Source organism: Streptomyces sp. NPDC055099, from assembly GCF_053607685.1.
Window position 1 is genome coordinate 74,157 of record NZ_JBSGUA010000018.1, and the last position, 14,507, is coordinate 88,663.

Below are 14,507 nucleotides of genomic sequence, written 5' to 3' on the forward strand. Positions count from 1 at the left end.
GAGGCAGCGTGATTGGCCACCACCACGGCGACCAGCTGGGCGTCTGAAGCCAACGACACCATACGTAGGTCGGCAACGTGCGCGCTGCCACGCCGTGCTGACGGGGCACAAGGAGCGGCAGCCGCTGAGGCTGCCCGGTTGAGGAGATGCCGGGCTTATCGACCTCGAGGGGACAGGACGGTGAAGTGCCCGGCCCGCAGAGCGCGCAGCGGCAGGATGCCCCGGTCGGAGGCCCGTATGCCGAGCGCAGTGCCCCCAGGCAGGTTCGGAGCGGCAGGGATCGTTCTGCGGTAAGCCGGGTGAGGTCTCCTCGCCCCGGGATGTCGCTCGCCTGTGCGAGTGTGGCCGGGTAACGGGCTACCCGGTCGGGTGACGTGCGATTGGACGCGGTGCCGACGGTCTGAGACGTCGTTGAGCTGGTATGACCACGATGCAGACGGCTCCGTCGCCCCAGGAGAGTGAGCGACGGAGGAAAACCGTGCACGCATTCGGAGAATCGTTTCTTCGAATCGATGAGCCGCCCATCTTCGCTGCCGTCGCCGCGACCTGGCGGCGGACGGGACGGACGATCCCCGGACAGTGGGACCAGGAATGGGCCAACCTCGTGATGGGAAGGCCCCGTACAGGACCCTGAACGTGTCCGGTGCAGCCCGACGGCGCTCCTGGGGTTCGGGAGTCAGCCAAGGGCCGCTTGGGCCGGTGAGTACTCTGGACCGAGTTCTGTCGCGGCCTGTGCGTGGCCCCCGGGCAGGCCCGGACAATCGGGGATGTGAAGGACCGGTAGGTGTGGACGTCGCCAGTGACGTGCTGTCGGTGGCTGCTTCTACTGTTGCCTCATGGGGAATTACTTTCAGACCATCGTCGACCTCGACGCCACGCAAGCGGACGCCCAAACCCTGGCAGATAGCGGACTGGGCTGGCTGGTCAGGGAGGGGATAGTTCGGGCCGAGCTCACCGACTGTGTTCTCGGGGCGCCGTCGGGGCATCCGCCCGGTCCCTCCTGGGGCAAGGCGGTCAATCAGGAGGACTGGGAGCCCAGCGACGGACTCAAGATCGAGACCGGCCGCACCGTATTCAACTGCGGTCAGGGTGAACCACGGTTCGCGGTGTGCCCCCATTGTGCCGTGCGAGCAGATTTCTACACCGACCGGCTGGAAGAGATCGAGGGCGCGTGGGAACCCTTCAGGGAGGCCATCAGCGACTGGAGCGACACAGGCAGCGCGGCAGTCGCCTGCCCGCATTGTCGGCGCACTGGTGACCTGACTGCGTGGACCTGGTCGGATGACTACTTCGCCTTCGGGTACCTCGGTTTCGAGTTCTGGGACTGGCCCGACTTCAGCCCTGGTTTCCTCGCCGGTCTCTCCCGCGCGCTCGGGGGGCATCGCACGGTCCTTTTGGAAGGCAAACTCTGAGAGAGCCGGACTTCATTACCTCTCCTCGGTTCGGCTGGGGGCCCTGATGTCCTTCGTCAAGGCGCCCCTGTCGGGGTTGGCGTGGCACACACCCTCTGAGCGGCTCGGGTTGTCTGCGGCCCCCGTACTGGTGCTCGCCGTCATCGCCGCCCGGTGCGCCCCCGCCAGGGCTGATCACAACCTGACACGAATGTGATCTTGCGGAAGTGTCCTCGGCGGCTTCGGGATTACGCCTCGCCATTCGCGTGCTCGGCGAGCGACTGGTAGATGCTCGCGATCGGTATTGGCTCGCTTGGCCTTTACCCAGCGTCCCTTAACAAGAAGGACCGCAGCCCTGCAGGTGACAGGCCTCCCTGGATGGGCTTGGCGTATGAGATCGATAGCGCGTGAGAGCGGCTGAGTCCGCTGCGGGAAGTCCGGCCAGGGTGTCAGGGGCCCAGGCCGCCTGGCCCCCTCCGCCCTCGCCCGACCCACGCGGCATCGTTGTCCACCGCCTTTGCCGGCACCCGCGCACGCACCGGACAGGTTCACGCCTGTTGCTGTGATGCGGCCGCCGCAGTGGCCGCTGCCTGTTGGCGCTGGAGTTTGTCCAGGACACGGTCGCGGAGAAGCTCGTATTCCTCGCGGAGCCTGCGCCACTCGGTCACGGGCGGACGAGGGATCACGATGCCTTCGGTGACGATCTCCTCCGGCCTGAACTGCTCCCGGGTGAGGTCGATGTCGACGCCCACGCCCAGTCGGTTCCACCAGTGGTAGTCCACCCGCTTGCCGTCAATGTGGACCTCCCCCCGGATCAACTCGCCTCCCAGCAGGTCATTGAGCACCATGGCGGTCACCCCGCACTGGTCACGGGCCGGATTGTCGTTGGTCCAGAGTGACCGGAATTCAGGCGTGCACGTCTCGGCACTCCAACTGCTGCGAATGGCTCGTTCGATGTCGGTGAGAAGCAACGGTGTCATGCCGGTAATCCTGCCAGCAGGCACTGACAAGCCGGGCCCCGGCGGCCACGCCAACCCACCCGCTATCGTCGACACCCTCGGCAGCCTCGTCGGAGCGATCATGCACACCGATCACGGAGCCCGGTACAGCAGCCGGGTCTTCACCGACGCCTGCCGCTAGGCTGGCGGCCACCAGTTTGCGTGCGGACGGCTGCTCGGGGGAGTGTCCAATAGACGGCGGATCCGATGATCAAGGAGACGCCTGATGAGCGAGACCATCACCGAGCACGAGGCCGTGGAGGAGCCGGTCGTTGAGTCGGCCGCAAAGGTGAAGTGCGTCTACATGGCGCTGATGAGCCTGGACCCGACCGGCAAGGGCCGACGCCGCTGGACGATGCGCTGGAAGGCCCGCACTGATGGTGGCCGCGGTGGATGGTACGCCAATGGAATCCGAGGAAGTACCCGAGCGACGGCGCGCCGCCCATCGGCAGGCCGGCCAGCTTCTGCGTCGCTGCCATCATTTTCGAAAACCGGGGACCGTCCGTGTGTTGCCCGGTGCGGCGTGCCGTGATGCTGCGTTCGATCACTCGTGTGGGTTCCGGTCCTTCCCCTGGGGGATTGCACGACGTGGCTGGGCCTTGGTCGCGATGTCGATTGCGGCTGCGCTGTGACGGCTCCGCACGGCCCAGGGCGGCATCGAGCCCTACATCACACGCTGGGAGCGCCCGGGGCCAACTCGACCATCAAGGCGGCCCGGCAGGGACCGGCACTTTCTGCCGGTGCTCAGGCGCTGGGCGGCGGCTCGGGCGCATGGGCGGCGGGCGGTGACAAGAGGGCCGCGGGATCCTGTGTCCGAATGGTGGCCGTGACCTCGGTCAGCCTCTCGGCTTTGCGCGCCAGGAGGTAGAACAGATGGTGGGTGCGCTGCACTTGGTGGATCAGCGCGAAGCCCTGGGTCTGGTAGTAGCGGACCAGGCCGGGGAACATACACCCGCGCCGTACTCACGCGTGCCCTTCACGGGACGCGCGGTCCACCGCCCAGAGTGCGAGAAGTGTTCCTGGGCGCTGTGCCCGGTCGGCCGGGTCCGTCACCGTCGTGTAGAGGTAGCTGGCAGGCTCGGCGAGCTCCTGTTCTGTCCATCCCCAGGGCGGGGTCTCCTGCTGAATCGAGGTGCATCCGATGATCCGTCCGGACGTTTCCTCGGTGCGGAGCCACATCGACCCGTCCGGGTTCTCGGCCTGCCCAGCCACGTCGTCCACGCTCGCCCGCCAGGAGGGCATGTGCCGTTCCTCCAGCCACGCCGAGCGGGCCAGGACCAACGTGCGGACGGCGGGGATATCGACGGCTGTGGCCGGGCGGACTATGTACATGGGCCCTCCTTGAAGGGGGTGGAGTGAAGCTGGTCTACAGGAACGAGACGGCCGTCAGGTGGAGATCGGCGACTTCGAGGAGCTGAGCGTCGCCGTCCTCCCGGTACGGTCCGACATCGAGCTTCCATAGACCTTCACGGCGGCCGTCGGGGGCGACCAGGTCATCCTCGAAGAGGGACGACCCGTCCTTGAGCATTGCGTCGAACAAGGGGCGTGCCTCGGTGGTCAGGGCGTACTGAACGACTTCCGCGAAGGACTCTCGGGTGCGCGACTGTGTGACGTCCGGCCCGATCCCGAGAGCGGCGAGGCGGCGACGCTGGAGCTGCTTCAGCTCGCGCCAGTCGTAGGGCAGCCACTCCCCGAGCTGTAGCATGGCGGGGCCGGTGAAGGGGTGCGCGGGCCAGATCCGGGCGCGCAGGAGAGCCGGGGCGGTCGTCCATCACTGGTTCCAAGCCAAAGGCCACGCTGGAACAGGCTCTTTCCGACTTTCTTTACGCGTGATTGCTGGTCTTGGCGATGCCGGCACCGCCGTTCACCCCCCTGAGAACGATCATGGTCCGGTTGCGGCGAGGGCGCTGATGCCGTTCTCGGCGACCGTTCGGCACGGCCAGGGCTACACCTGCGTAACCGCCATCCCCGTCGTGCACCGTCAGTTCCTCGCCCGCTGCTCGACGGCGGCCAGGGCGTCTCGGCTGTTCTGGCTCAGCGCGAGGCCCGCCGAGAGTACGAGACAGCCACCTATGGACGAGCGTGGGGCGGTGGTCCGGCAGCGCCGTCAGGGCATAGACATCACAGCGGGGGCGGGCGTGGTCTCAATTCCCCTACGCTGCTGCGGTATGGACGATGATGCGCCGTTTATCGACCCCGATGTGGACGACCCGGCCCGGCCGGTGTGCGGGATCTGCCCGTCCAAGCGGCTGCCCCGCGAGGCGTTCGTGGTCTACGACCGGCCCAACCGCGAAGCACCGTTCAACCCGGACGACGGTTTGCGCTACACGGCCGAGGGGACTCCGGCTTGCGTGCACCCCCACAAAATCGGGCTGGAGCCGGACCGTACGGCGCCGGCCTGCGCACCAGAGCCCCCCGAGCAGGAGTACGCTGCTGCTACACCGCCGGGGCGAAGTCGATGGCGACGGTTCGCCCGCGGTCGGTGACACCGATGGATGCGTACTTCGCGTCGAGAATCTCCCGGCGCTGCTCGGCTACCTGCGCGTCGATCCAGTAGCGCACGTTGACCGGCCCGAAGGCGGCCCGGTAGGCCTGATGGGTGTAGTCGCCGATCCGCCACGGCGTGTCATTGAGCTGCTCGTTCACGGTGGAGTGCACGAACCGGATACCTGTGCGCTCCTGGATGCGCGACAGGGCGGTGAACTGGGCGCACAGTGCGTGAGTGGTGACGTCCAGGGGCACCGGTACCGGAAGCTCTGCGGCGAGCTCGTCGCCGGTCATCTCATAGACGGCGGACTTGAGCGCCATCACTTTCAGTTCGCAGACCTACTGCTACGCCAGGTCGAACGGGCGAATGGGCGTCGGCGGAATTCCGAGGTCGGAGCCTGACTTCGTTCACCGTCAGGCACCGACCATTATCGAAAGGCAAAGGGCCGCAATGTCCGAATATCAGCACTACCAGTTTCTCGCCGCTGACCGGCCCTTGACCGACGAACAGGTCGCTGGGATCCGCCAGTTGACCTCCCGTGCCGCCCTCACCCGCACCACGTTCGTGAACAACTATCAGTGGGGCGACTTCAAGGGCAGCTGCGACCAGCTCATGGAGGAGTACTTCGACGCCCACCTGTACTTCGCGAACTGGGGCCACCGCAAGATCATCCTGCGATGGCCCTCCGACCAGCTCCCCTTGCACATAGCCGAGCAGTACTGCACCGGCGAATCAGCCAACGCCCGCCAGCACGACGGACACGTCCTCATCACGCTGGTCTCCGACGACGAGGACGGGGAGCTCGACGACTTCAACGACCTCTTCGATTTCGACAACTACGAAGACATCGGCCGCGAAGAGGAATGGCTTCCCTCGATCGCTGAAGCGCGCCTCGACGTCGCGGCCGGAGACATGCGTCTGCTCTACCTGGCCTGGCTGCACTGCCTGGGCAACAATGACCTGGACGACGACGATGTCGAACCCGCGCTTCCCGCCGGCCTCGCCGACCTTCCTCACTCCCTCACCGACCTGGCCAACTTCCTGCGCATCGACCCCGACCTGATCACCGCAGCGTCCGCTCCTGCCCCTCACCCCGATCCTGAGCCCACGCGAGCCATGTACGAGTCCTGGCTCAGCACACTTCCGTCGACGGACAAGGACACCACTTTGGTACGCCTCCTGTACGACGACGACCCCCACGCCGTCGCTGATCTGCGCCGACGCTTCCGCCTGGCACATCCTGGTACTCCCGCTCGCGAGCCCGGCCGCACCGTTGCCCAACTGCGGGCCGCCGTGCCCGCGGCGACCGCCGAGCGGCTCGCCCACGAAGCGCAGGAAGAAGCCCAACGCGAGGAAGCCGAACGTCGAAAGGCGCATGCTGAACAGCGGCGTCGGCTGGCCGCGATCCAAGATGATCCCGAGGCGGCGTGGAGCCGTATCCACGAGATGATCGCGTACCAGAGGGGCCGCAACTACCCCGCCGCTGTGCAGCTGCTCGGGGACCTGGCCGTCCTCGCCGACCGTGACGGCACCAGCGAAGCATTCGCGGAGCGGTTGCGCGCGCTGCGCGGCCAGCACCCAACCAAGAAGGCCCTGCAGCGTCTGCTGGATGCCTCCGGTCTATGAACCGCCCACCGCCGGCCAGCACATCGTCGACGTCGTTGAGCGCTACCGGTAGTTCGTTAAATCTGGTGGTCGTGTGGGTTGACGGCGGTGCAGGTTGGCCGTAGGCCGGTAGTAGGAGTCAACTGCTCTGCTGGGAGCCGAAGATGACTGCTCGCCGCCCGTGTCCGCCTGCGCCGGGGCCGTTGGAGGAGTACGCGGCCCGGTTCGATGACCTCTTCTTCAGCCTGGCTCAGCGTCGGGGTTTTCGCGAGTATCTGACCGGGCTGCTGGCGCCGCGGGAGCGAAACAAGACCATCACGTGCCTGGCAGGTGCTGAGCCGGTGGCCGGTGCGGGGATGCCGGGAGTGCAGCGACTGCAGTTCTTTCTGTCCGAGTCTCCCTGGGAGGCCGAGCAGATCAATGACCGGCGGCTTGCACTGCTGCACGAGCAAGCGGCGACCGCTCCGCACGACGGCGGTGTCATCGTGATTGACGACTCCGGGGACCGCAAGGACGGCACGGCAACTGCCAACGTGGGCTGGCAGTGGCTGGGCCGGCTGGGCAAGACCGACAACGGCATCGTCACGGTGACCACGGTGTGGACCGACGGGCGTGTCTACTACCCGCTGCACGCACAGCCGTACACGCCCGCACATCACTTCACTCGCGGCCGGTCCGATCCGGCCTTCCGCACGAAACCGCAGATCTCCGCCGCTCTCACGGTCCGGGGCAAGGAGGCGGGCTTCGGCTGCCGGGCGGTGGTCGCCGACTGCGCCTACTCCGTCAGCGACGACTGGTATCTCGCGCTACGCGAGGCCGGCCTGCCCTATGTCGTGGCGCTCAAGCCGCACCGTGGCACCTGGGCCCGGGTCGGCCAGCCGCACACCCCCATCGACGCCGCACACGCCCTGGCCTGGAAGAATGCCGACGATCCCGGCGACTGGACACCGGTGGAGCGCCGTTTTTGCGACGGACACACCCAGACCTGGTGGGCTGCCGATGCCCGACTGGGCGGATACGGCCCCCACTCACCCTGCCGGCTGGTCGTGGCCACCGCTGATCCAGCCACCCTGCCGGAGAAGGGCACCTGGTACCTGGCCGCCAACCTGCCCCACCCGGACGCGGCCTGCGCCGCCACCAGCCCGCACCCGCCGGCCGACCTCGCCGAGATCGTCCGCCTCTACGGCCTGCGCCCCTGGATCGAGCAGAACTACAAACAGGTCAAAGACGAACTTGGCTGGGCCGACTTTCAAGTCCGCTCCGACCGCGCCATCCGCCGCCACCAGACCCTGGTCAACTGCGCTTTCTCCTTCTGCTGGGACCAATGGTTCGCCCCACCCGGCACCGTGGATGCCACCGCACCGGACCCGTGTCCCAGCAAGGGGTCAGAGAGGGGGCCCGCCCCCGTCCCACCAGCACCAACAGCCCTGCTGGCCCAGGGCCTTACGAGCGATCCGTTCCTGGCTCGACCCTGCCGTCAGGCTCAACCGTTGGTGGCGAGCCTGGATGGACAAGGACCCGCCCTCCGAGCTTCAGGCCTTGATCGACGCGGTTACGACCGGACACGGCATTGACCTCTACCGCCGGATTTAACGAACTACCGGTAGCAACGCGAGCACCAGGTTCCCGGCTTCCGCATGATCACCGCCCCGGACCGGCACCGACCTCGTGGGCTTCACCTACAGCCGGCCACTCTGCCCGCCACGCACCGGTGGGTTCTTGCGGCAGGCCGGGCCGAGCAGGCCGTAAACGTAGTCCCGCATCCGTCGCCGCGGCTTGATCCGGGCGAAGCGGTGCCCAATCCTGAGGAAGAGTTCTTCCGGCCCTTGTTCCCACGCCACGGGGGGTAGGTCACCGGACATGCCTCGATGCTGTCCGTGTCGTGGTCGCTTTGCGCGCCGTGGTCACACGTTTGGGGGACGGGCCGCAAGAGCCCGTCCCGACCTTGGCACCACGCCGCTACACTCTTTGGATCGCAGGCCGTTGACCAGGCACAGCGTCGAAGTCCGGCTGGGGTACGAGTGGCGTCAGGCGGGTCGGACGATGTCCAGTCGTTGGGGCGAGGGCTCGTATCCTGCCGCCTTGTATGTGGCGAGGGCACCGACGTTCGAGCTCTCAGCGGCGACGAGCGCGCTGGACGCGCCCATCTCGCGCAACGTCGCCGCGGCGGCGACGCTGATCGCCGTCCCGTGGCCGTGACCACGGTGGTCGGCGTGGACACCCATCGGCTCCAGCAGACCGGGCCTGCCGGGCCCGGCCGACCAGACCGTCGCTGCGGCCACCGCGTTGTCCTTCTCGTCGTAACCGATCAGACAACGGGCGTCGGCATACACCGGCCCACCCGCCAGCACGTGCCAGACCTCCTCGGTGAACACCGGGCTGGCGAACGCCGAGCGGTGCACCGCAGTCCGCGCCCCCGCCGTGTGCGGACCGGCCACCTCGATACGGAGCCTGGCGTCCTGCACCGGCGCGCCAAGGTCGCGGCGCAACGGCGTCCACGCCTCGTCCAGGTTCCAGCCCGCCTGAAGGAGGGCCTCGCGGAGCAGGGCGCCGTTGGGAACCTCAAGGCCAACCTTCCCGGGCGGCAGGACCCCTCGCTCCGGATCGTCGAGATCGGTCCGCAACTGCCATGCCAGCGCCTCGTCCGCTCGCAGGTCCGGCGCGGTCGTAAGCCTCAGCACATCGGGTCCGTCCAGGTAACCGACGGCAACGATCCGCCCGTCGGTGCTCCAGGTACGCACGGCACCAGCCAGTCTCTCCGCGCCCAGCGCCCAGGCCCAACCGAGGTCGCCCGGGTGGAGCTGCAGCGGCGTCTGGTCGTCCTGCCAGGCGCGGAGCGCGTCCACGACCTTGCTCAGTCCCTGGACGCCGGGCTTGTTCAAAACGATCGTCATACCCCCGCACCCAACACCACCGCGGCAAGCAACCGCACCCGATTTCTCCTCGGTCCATCACATCGACAGGAGACGCTGCAGTGGTGCTTCGTTAGGTTCTGGCGTCGGATACGGTCGCGCTGACCGGTGTGCTCGCCTCGACGGTGCGGCTGACTGTGCAGAGACGGTCGTGCGAAGTCTTCACGGCCCGGGGCAAGATCGTGCGGGCGCGCTCCCCTGACGGCCCGTCCGGGAACGCTACGGCAAAGGTGACCTCGAGGTCTGTCATCCGGTTGCCGCCCGCGTCCTCGACCTTGTTGCCGGTGACAGTGACGGAGAACGTGGTCGGCTCTTCGTGGCGACTCGTGGCGACCTCCACGTCGGCCGCGGTACAGCCGCCGATCGCCGCGAGGAACAACTCAACCGGCGTGAAGTCGGCACCCTCGCCGGTGCCGAAGCTCAGCGTGCCCCCGCGGATGTTGGTCACGGTGAACCGGCCCGGGCCGGCCCGCTCGATGGTGACAGAACGCAGCGCATTGGCAGTCATGGCGCCGACAGTACTGCCACGTTGCGCTGACCGTCTTCATGCCATGCCCGCCCGCACACCGTGCCGAGCCCGCCCGCGCCCGCACGGCCGTATGCCGCACTTTCGCCTCGTATCGCATCTGCTTCATGACGTGGGGCGTCAAGGTCAGATGAGTACGACAGGAGCATTGCCCGGAATTGATCACGTGCTACGTCGGCGCCTGATCCTGCAGTTTCTCCCAACTGATCCTGCTGATCCCCGCGGTCATGTCGGAAACCTGGCCTCGGGCTGCGCAGAGCCGCCGCTGGTCGAGTTGATGCGGATCGCCCATCCCAAGGAGGCCGGCACACGGAAAACCCCGCGGTCGGCGCAGCCGGAGCTGCTCCCGGCCCGGATCACTCTGCTCGCCCTCGCCGGCCCCGGTCAGCTCCCGTCGGCTCAACAACAAGAAGTTGGATGCATTGTCTAGATCTAGAAAGGTGGTCTAATGTGGGGTGGTGGGGTGATCACCGCGCCACAGCCCCCCAGCGGCAGCACGTCGAGCGAGGAGAAGCCGGGATCATCCATGAAGGCCGAACAGCACTCAGCCGTCACCGCCCCGGACCTGTACGACCGGTCGGGAAAGCGCTACTCCCTGGACCACCTGCGCTGGCGGGCCGAGGACGGCAGCCCTCTCGCCGTCAGCGCCCTGCCGGGTCTGCGTCCCGATCAGATCGACACCGCCGAACGGTCCCTGTGGCGCTATGGTGCGGCCCTGCCCGTCCCGGCCGCCCGCCGGGTGAGCCTCGGCGAAGGATGTACGCCGATGATCCCAGCCAACTGGGCCGGTCGGCGCGTCCACTTCAAGCTGGAGTGGTTCAACCCGACCTCCAGCTTCAAGGACCGGGGCACCTCGGTGATGATCTCCCACCTCGCGGCACACGGCGTGGACCGGGTGCTCGAGGACAGTTCGGGCAACGGCGGTTGTGCGGTGGCCGCCTACGCCGCTGCCGCAGGCATCCGCGCCAAGATCATCGTTCCCGCCGCCACGTCGGCAGCCAAGATCCTCCAGGCTCGCGCCTACGGAGCCGAGATCGAGCTCGTGGACGGCACCCGTGAGGACGTCTCCAACGAAGCGATCCGCCAGTCGGAGCACATCCATTACGCCAGCCACAACTGGCACCCCATGTTTCTCCAGGGCACCAAGACCATCGCCTACGAGATGTGGGAGTCGCTCGGCTTCACCGCGCCCGACAATGTCGTCCTGGTGGCCGGGGCGGGCAGCAATATCATCGGATGCGACCTCGCCTTCGGCGAGCTCCTTGCTGCCGGTCAGATCGACAGGCTCCCGCGCCTGTTCGTCGGGCAGCCCGAGCACTGGGCGACCATCGCCGACACGTTCAACGGCATCGTCCCGGCCCGCCGTGGCGAGCGGATACCGACGATCGCTGAGGGCGCTTCCATCGCCCACCCGGTCCGGCTGCCCGAGGCGGTGGAGGCCATTCGCCGTTCGGGCGGCGCCGCCTGCGCCGTCCCCGAGGCCAAGATCCACGCCGCGGTCCGCGCACTGAGCGCGCGGGGCTTGTACGCCGAGCCGACCAGCAGTGTCGCCGCCGCGACCCTCGAGCACTTCATCGAGACCGGGGCCATCGCTCCGGGCGAGACAACCGTGGTCGTTCTCACCGGTGCGGGGCTGAAGTCCGCCGAGACAATGGCCTCGGTGTTCGCCCAGCCATCCGACTGAGCCCACACGAGGAAAGGAGAGCACGGTGGCACACCCTTCCGACGACGATCTCACCGACGAGCACCTCGAAGGGGAGGACGAGCACCTCGTACGAGAAGCCGAGCGCATCGCCGTTGCCATCGGGCGCATGTTCCCGGGCCTGTGCGAAGTTGTCCTGCACGATCTTCGCCGGCCCGACAGTGCCATCCGCGCCATCGAGAACAACCTGTCCGGGCGGCAGGTCGGCGACTCCGCCACCGAGCTGGGGCTGCACCGCATCGCGGACCCCGGCTACCCCAGCGTCATCCAGAACTACAGCAACCAGTTCCCCGACGGACGCCCGGCCAAGAGCACCTCGATTGGCATCAAGAACGCCGAGGGGCGATATGTCGCGGCCCTCTGCCTGAACCTGGACGTCAGCACGCTGTCCCCGCTGGCACTGACCCTGGCCAACTTGGTCGCCACGGACGCCGAACACCGAGGCGAGAGGCTGGAGACGCTGCGTGACCGCACCGGACGCGAACTCCGGTCGCACATCGACTCCTTCGCCGCCGCGCGCTCCAGCACCCCCCGCGGCCTCAACCGCGATCAGAAGCGCGAACTGGTCCGGCAACTGCATTGCGACGGGTTCTTCGAGACCCGGAGTTCCGCTCAGCTCATCGCCGACCAGCTCGGCGTCTCCCGGGCGACGGTCTACAACTACACGAAGTAGCCACCTTGCCTACCGCGAGAACACCCCTGTTGCGGCCGAAAGCGAAGAACCATGACCCACCCTCCGGCTTTACGGACGACCGGGTCCAGCAGCATCCACCTCGCCAAAGCACCGCGGTGAGCACGCCTCTCGGCCGGTACCCGCCGTGATCCATAACGGCGTCATCCTTATATCCGATCAGCTCCCGCTCGACGCGGACGGCACGCCCGCGACGGACGTACCTCGCGACGCAGGCCCGGATGGTCCTGCGCAACCTCTGGATCGGGGCTCAACGCCGCGCGTGACGGAACTTCAGCCGAGGAACTCGTGTTTCGGGCCCAGGCCGCCAGGCTGCAGCTGACCGGCGAGGGCGGGGTTCTGCAGCAGCTCACGTATCGGCTGCTTGAGTCCCCGCTCCACGGTGAGATAGCTGATCACCTCGGTCATGACAAGCATGATGCGGCCGGGAGGAACGGCAACAACTCCCGCAAGGGTCGGCGGCCCAAGCGAAGCAATCCCGGCTGTGCTGACCGACGTCGGCCCGGTCGAGACCACCGTGCCCCGCGACCGTCAGGGCAGCTTCGAACCGCAGAACGCCACGGAACGACAGCACCGGCAGACCGGCGTCGACGAGATGGGGCTGTCGCTGTCCGCGAAAGGCCCCACACAGGGAGCGATCTCCGCCCATTTCGCCAAGGCCATGGGGCCGAGGCCTCAAAAACCACCCTCTCCACGATCACTGACGCGGTGATGGAGGGCATGTCAGAGTGGCCGAGCCGGCCGCGCTCTTCTGCCCGTGGCAGAGCATCGGCCAGACCGGGCTCAACGGTCACTACAGTCCACGTCTTGTGACGACGACAACGATGACGACGCGTGCGGTGGAGTATGCGGCTGATGGTCTGACGATGGTCGGGTATCTCGCACTGCCGGCCGGTGCGGGCCGCCGGCCCGCGGTGCTGATGGGGCCGGAGGGGATGGGGCTCAGTGACGTCGAGCGCCGCCGCGCCGACGCGCTGGCCGAACTGGGGTATGTGGCGCTGGCCTTCGACCTGCACGGCGGCCGCTATCTGGCCGAGCCCGAGGAGATGCTGGCCCGTTGCCTGCCGCTGCTCGATGATCCCGAGCGGATGCGTGAAATGGGCCTGGCAGCGCTCGATGTGCTGCACGCCGAGCCGCGCACCGACCCCGATCAGATCGCCGCCATCGGCTACGGCACCGGCGGCGCGATCGCGCTGGAGCTCGGCCGCGCCGGGGTCGATTTGCGGGCGATCGGGACGGTCAACGCCCTGACCACCGGCCGGCCCGGCGAAGCGGCGCGCATTGGGTGTCCGGTGTGGGCCGGCGTCGGCTCCAATGATCCGATCATGGGGCCCGCGCAACGCGAGGCGTTCACCGAGGAGATGCAGGACGCGGGTGTGGACTGGCGCCTGACGCTTTATGGCGGCGCCCTACACGCCTTCCACCACCCGCCGGTCGACCACCGGGCGGTTGACGGCGTCGGCTACCACCCCCGCCACGCGCAGCGCGCCTGGCGCGACGTCCTGGACCTGCTCGCCGAATGCCTGCCGGTGACCAACGATCTGTGGGCGTGACTCGGGTGCGTGTGCCGGCCCCGAGCCCGGGCACTGACGGTCCATCGCTTTCGAGTCCGCACGGCACCGACGCATCCGAGTGGTGACTCGATCGTCACGGTGGATGCACAACTCCCGCCGCAGGTAGCGGGTGTGCTGCGGCAGAGCTTCTACGGTGATCTGAGCGACCTGCGGCGGACCAATCCGGTTGCCGGGGCGAGGCGTACGCATCTCCTGCGGCAGCACCCGAAGGGCGCGACGGCGTGGGATCGAACCGGTGACCGGTGACCGGTCCCGGGAGCGGAGGCGCACATCGGTTGCCGCGCCACCTCTGTCCGCTTGGCCGTCGTCGTACACCGCGGCGTTCGAGCGGTAAGGCATCGCGAAGTCCTCCTCGCGGATCTACCGGATCTTTTTTGTGACGCGAGAAGCGATGCTCGCCGGAAAACCGCCGCCGCCCGGGCCCGCCCGCCTCACCCGGCAGGGGAAGCCCGTGATGCGCACGGGGTGTGACGTCCGCGCGTGGGCGGTGGACCTCGGCCCTCACCCCCAGGACGGTGGCGGGGGAGTGGTGGCTGCTCGTCGTCTGGTGTGCCACAGGGTGATCGTGTGGCGTGGCCGGTGGCGGCCATGTGGCCCTTGGAATGTCGCCCCTTCGGGTG

The 14,507-nt window shown here is 67.8% G+C and carries 15 protein-coding genes and 2 pseudogenes; 9 read left to right on the top strand and 8 right to left on the bottom strand.

All coding sequences use genetic code 11. From position 1 onward, the window contains the following. The first annotated feature begins 836 nt into the window (after positions 1-836). A complete protein-coding gene (locus ACWFRU_RS34790) occupies positions 837-1,412 on the top strand; it encodes a hypothetical protein (RefSeq protein WP_453692088.1) in 576 nt (191 codons plus the stop codon). Positions 1,413-1,939: 527 nt separating this feature from the next. Here the strand turns inward: ACWFRU_RS34790 and ACWFRU_RS34795 are convergent. Then, entirely contained in the window at positions 1,940-2,371 is a 432-nt protein-coding gene (locus ACWFRU_RS34795; RefSeq protein ID WP_453692089.1) for a YunG family protein, read from the bottom strand. Between ACWFRU_RS34795 and ACWFRU_RS34800 the strand changes: the two genes are divergently transcribed. Both ACWFRU_RS34800 and ACWFRU_RS34805 read left to right on the top strand, forming a co-directional pair. Continuing rightward, complete coding sequence (locus ACWFRU_RS34800; RefSeq protein ID WP_453692090.1) at positions 2,370-2,531, top strand: hypothetical protein; 162 nt, start codon at positions 2,370-2,372, stop codon at positions 2,529-2,531. The genes ACWFRU_RS34795 and ACWFRU_RS34800 overlap by 2 nt on opposite strands. Before the next feature lie 84 nt (positions 2,532-2,615). After that, complete coding sequence (locus tag ACWFRU_RS34805) at positions 2,616-2,921, top strand: hypothetical protein (protein ID WP_453692154.1); 306 nt, start codon at positions 2,616-2,618, stop codon at positions 2,919-2,921. A 212-nt stretch (positions 2,922-3,133) separates the two neighbouring features. On the opposite strand, the gene ACWFRU_RS34810 is transcribed toward ACWFRU_RS34805, so the two are convergent. The 4 genes from ACWFRU_RS34810 to ACWFRU_RS34825 form a co-directional block, all read right to left on the bottom strand. Next, complete coding sequence (locus ACWFRU_RS34810; RefSeq protein ID WP_453692091.1) at positions 3,134-3,337, bottom strand: hypothetical protein; 204 nt, start codon at positions 3,335-3,337, stop codon at positions 3,134-3,136. A 15-nt stretch (positions 3,338-3,352) separates the two neighbouring features. Then, a complete protein-coding gene (locus ACWFRU_RS34815) occupies positions 3,353-3,721 on the bottom strand; it encodes a hypothetical protein (RefSeq protein ID WP_453692092.1) in 369 nt (122 codons plus the stop codon). Between the two features lie 34 nt (positions 3,722-3,755). Continuing rightward, positions 3,756-4,094, bottom strand: coding sequence for a hypothetical protein (locus ACWFRU_RS34820; RefSeq protein WP_453692093.1), 339 nt, complete (start codon positions 4,092-4,094; stop codon positions 3,756-3,758). Positions 4,095-4,825: 731 nt separating this feature from the next. Continuing rightward, entirely contained in the window at positions 4,826-5,197 is a 372-nt protein-coding gene (locus ACWFRU_RS34825; protein ID WP_453692094.1) for a hypothetical protein, read from the bottom strand. A gap of 130 nt (positions 5,198-5,327) precedes the next feature. Between ACWFRU_RS34825 and ACWFRU_RS34830 the strand changes: the two genes are divergently transcribed. Together ACWFRU_RS34830 and ACWFRU_RS34835 are read left to right on the top strand one after the other, a co-directional pair. Then, entirely contained in the window at positions 5,328-6,503 is a 1,176-nt protein-coding gene (locus ACWFRU_RS34830) for a hypothetical protein (RefSeq protein WP_453692095.1), read from the top strand. 143 nt (positions 6,504-6,646) lie between these two features. After that, complete coding sequence (locus ACWFRU_RS34835) at positions 6,647-8,056, top strand: IS701 family transposase (RefSeq protein WP_453692096.1); 1,410 nt, start codon at positions 6,647-6,649, stop codon at positions 8,054-8,056. A 141-nt stretch (positions 8,057-8,197) separates the two neighbouring features. On the opposite strand, the pseudogene ACWFRU_RS34840 reads toward ACWFRU_RS34835, so the two are convergent. From ACWFRU_RS34840 to ACWFRU_RS34850, 3 genes and pseudogenes are all read right to left on the bottom strand, one after another. After that, positions 8,198-8,344: pseudogene (locus ACWFRU_RS34840) on the bottom strand (IS701 family transposase); the annotation flags it as partial. Positions 8,345-8,509: 165 nt separating this feature from the next. After that, positions 8,510-9,376, bottom strand: coding sequence for a GNAT family N-acetyltransferase (locus tag ACWFRU_RS34845; RefSeq protein ID WP_453692097.1), 867 nt, complete (start codon positions 9,374-9,376; stop codon positions 8,510-8,512). 91 nt (positions 9,377-9,467) lie between these two features. After that, positions 9,468-9,902, bottom strand: a complete 435-nt coding sequence (locus tag ACWFRU_RS34850) for an OsmC family protein (RefSeq protein ID WP_453692098.1) — start codon at positions 9,900-9,902, stop codon at positions 9,468-9,470. A 544-nt stretch (positions 9,903-10,446) separates the two neighbouring features. Here ACWFRU_RS34850 and ACWFRU_RS34855 point away from each other — a divergent pair. The 4 genes and pseudogenes from ACWFRU_RS34855 to ACWFRU_RS34870 all read left to right on the top strand — a co-directional run bounded on the left by ACWFRU_RS34855 (position 10,447) and on the right by ACWFRU_RS34870 (position 13,866). After that, positions 10,447-11,604, top strand: coding sequence for a threonine synthase (locus ACWFRU_RS34855; RefSeq protein ID WP_453692099.1), 1,158 nt, complete (start codon positions 10,447-10,449; stop codon positions 11,602-11,604). Between the two features lie 25 nt (positions 11,605-11,629). Continuing rightward, entirely contained in the window at positions 11,630-12,295 is a 666-nt protein-coding gene (locus tag ACWFRU_RS34860) for a helix-turn-helix transcriptional regulator (protein ID WP_453692100.1), read from the top strand. Between the two features lie 306 nt (positions 12,296-12,601). Next, a pseudogene (locus ACWFRU_RS34865) lies at positions 12,602-13,057 on the top strand (transposase); the annotation flags it as partial. A gap of 80 nt (positions 13,058-13,137) precedes the next feature. Continuing rightward, on the top strand, positions 13,138-13,866 hold the full coding sequence (locus tag ACWFRU_RS34870; RefSeq protein ID WP_453692152.1) for a dienelactone hydrolase family protein: 729 nt from the start codon (positions 13,138-13,140) through the stop codon (positions 13,864-13,866). Positions 13,867-14,507 lie beyond the last annotated feature (641 nt).

What these genes read in the sequence shown, in the direction of transcription:
- ACWFRU_RS34820 (WP_453692093.1), bottom strand. Translation starts at nt 4,094, where the DNA reads ATGCTACAGCTCGGGGAGTGGCTGCCCTACGACTGGCGCGAGCTGAAG.
- ACWFRU_RS34835 (WP_453692096.1), top strand. Translation starts at nt 6,647, where the DNA reads ATGACTGCTCGCCGCCCGTGTCCGCCTGCGCCGGGGCCGTTGGAGGAG.
- ACWFRU_RS34805 (WP_453692154.1), top strand. Translation starts at nt 2,616, where the DNA reads ATGAGCGAGACCATCACCGAGCACGAGGCCGTGGAGGAGCCGGTCGTT.
- ACWFRU_RS34845 (WP_453692097.1), bottom strand. Translation starts at nt 9,376, where the DNA reads ATGACGATCGTTTTGAACAAGCCCGGCGTCCAGGGACTGAGCAAGGTC.
- ACWFRU_RS34810 (WP_453692091.1), bottom strand. Translation starts at nt 3,337, where the DNA reads ATGTTCCCCGGCCTGGTCCGCTACTACCAGACCCAGGGCTTCGCGCTG.
- ACWFRU_RS34795 (WP_453692089.1), bottom strand. Translation starts at nt 2,371, where the DNA reads ATGACACCGTTGCTTCTCACCGACATCGAACGAGCCATTCGCAGCAGT.
- ACWFRU_RS34855 (WP_453692099.1), top strand. Translation starts at nt 10,447, where the DNA reads ATGAAGGCCGAACAGCACTCAGCCGTCACCGCCCCGGACCTGTACGAC.
- ACWFRU_RS34815 (WP_453692092.1), bottom strand. Translation starts at nt 3,721, where the DNA reads ATGTACATAGTCCGCCCGGCCACAGCCGTCGATATCCCCGCCGTCCGC.
- ACWFRU_RS34790 (WP_453692088.1), top strand. Translation starts at nt 837, where the DNA reads ATGGGGAATTACTTTCAGACCATCGTCGACCTCGACGCCACGCAAGCG.
- ACWFRU_RS34850 (WP_453692098.1), bottom strand. Translation starts at nt 9,902, where the DNA reads ATGACTGCCAATGCGCTGCGTTCTGTCACCATCGAGCGGGCCGGCCCG.
- ACWFRU_RS34800 (WP_453692090.1), top strand. Translation starts at nt 2,370, where the DNA reads ATGCCGGTAATCCTGCCAGCAGGCACTGACAAGCCGGGCCCCGGCGGC.
- ACWFRU_RS34830 (WP_453692095.1), top strand. Translation starts at nt 5,328, where the DNA reads ATGTCCGAATATCAGCACTACCAGTTTCTCGCCGCTGACCGGCCCTTG.
- ACWFRU_RS34825 (WP_453692094.1), bottom strand. Translation starts at nt 5,197, where the DNA reads ATGGCGCTCAAGTCCGCCGTCTATGAGATGACCGGCGACGAGCTCGCC.
- ACWFRU_RS34870 (WP_453692152.1), top strand. Translation starts at nt 13,138, where the DNA reads ATGACGACGCGTGCGGTGGAGTATGCGGCTGATGGTCTGACGATGGTC.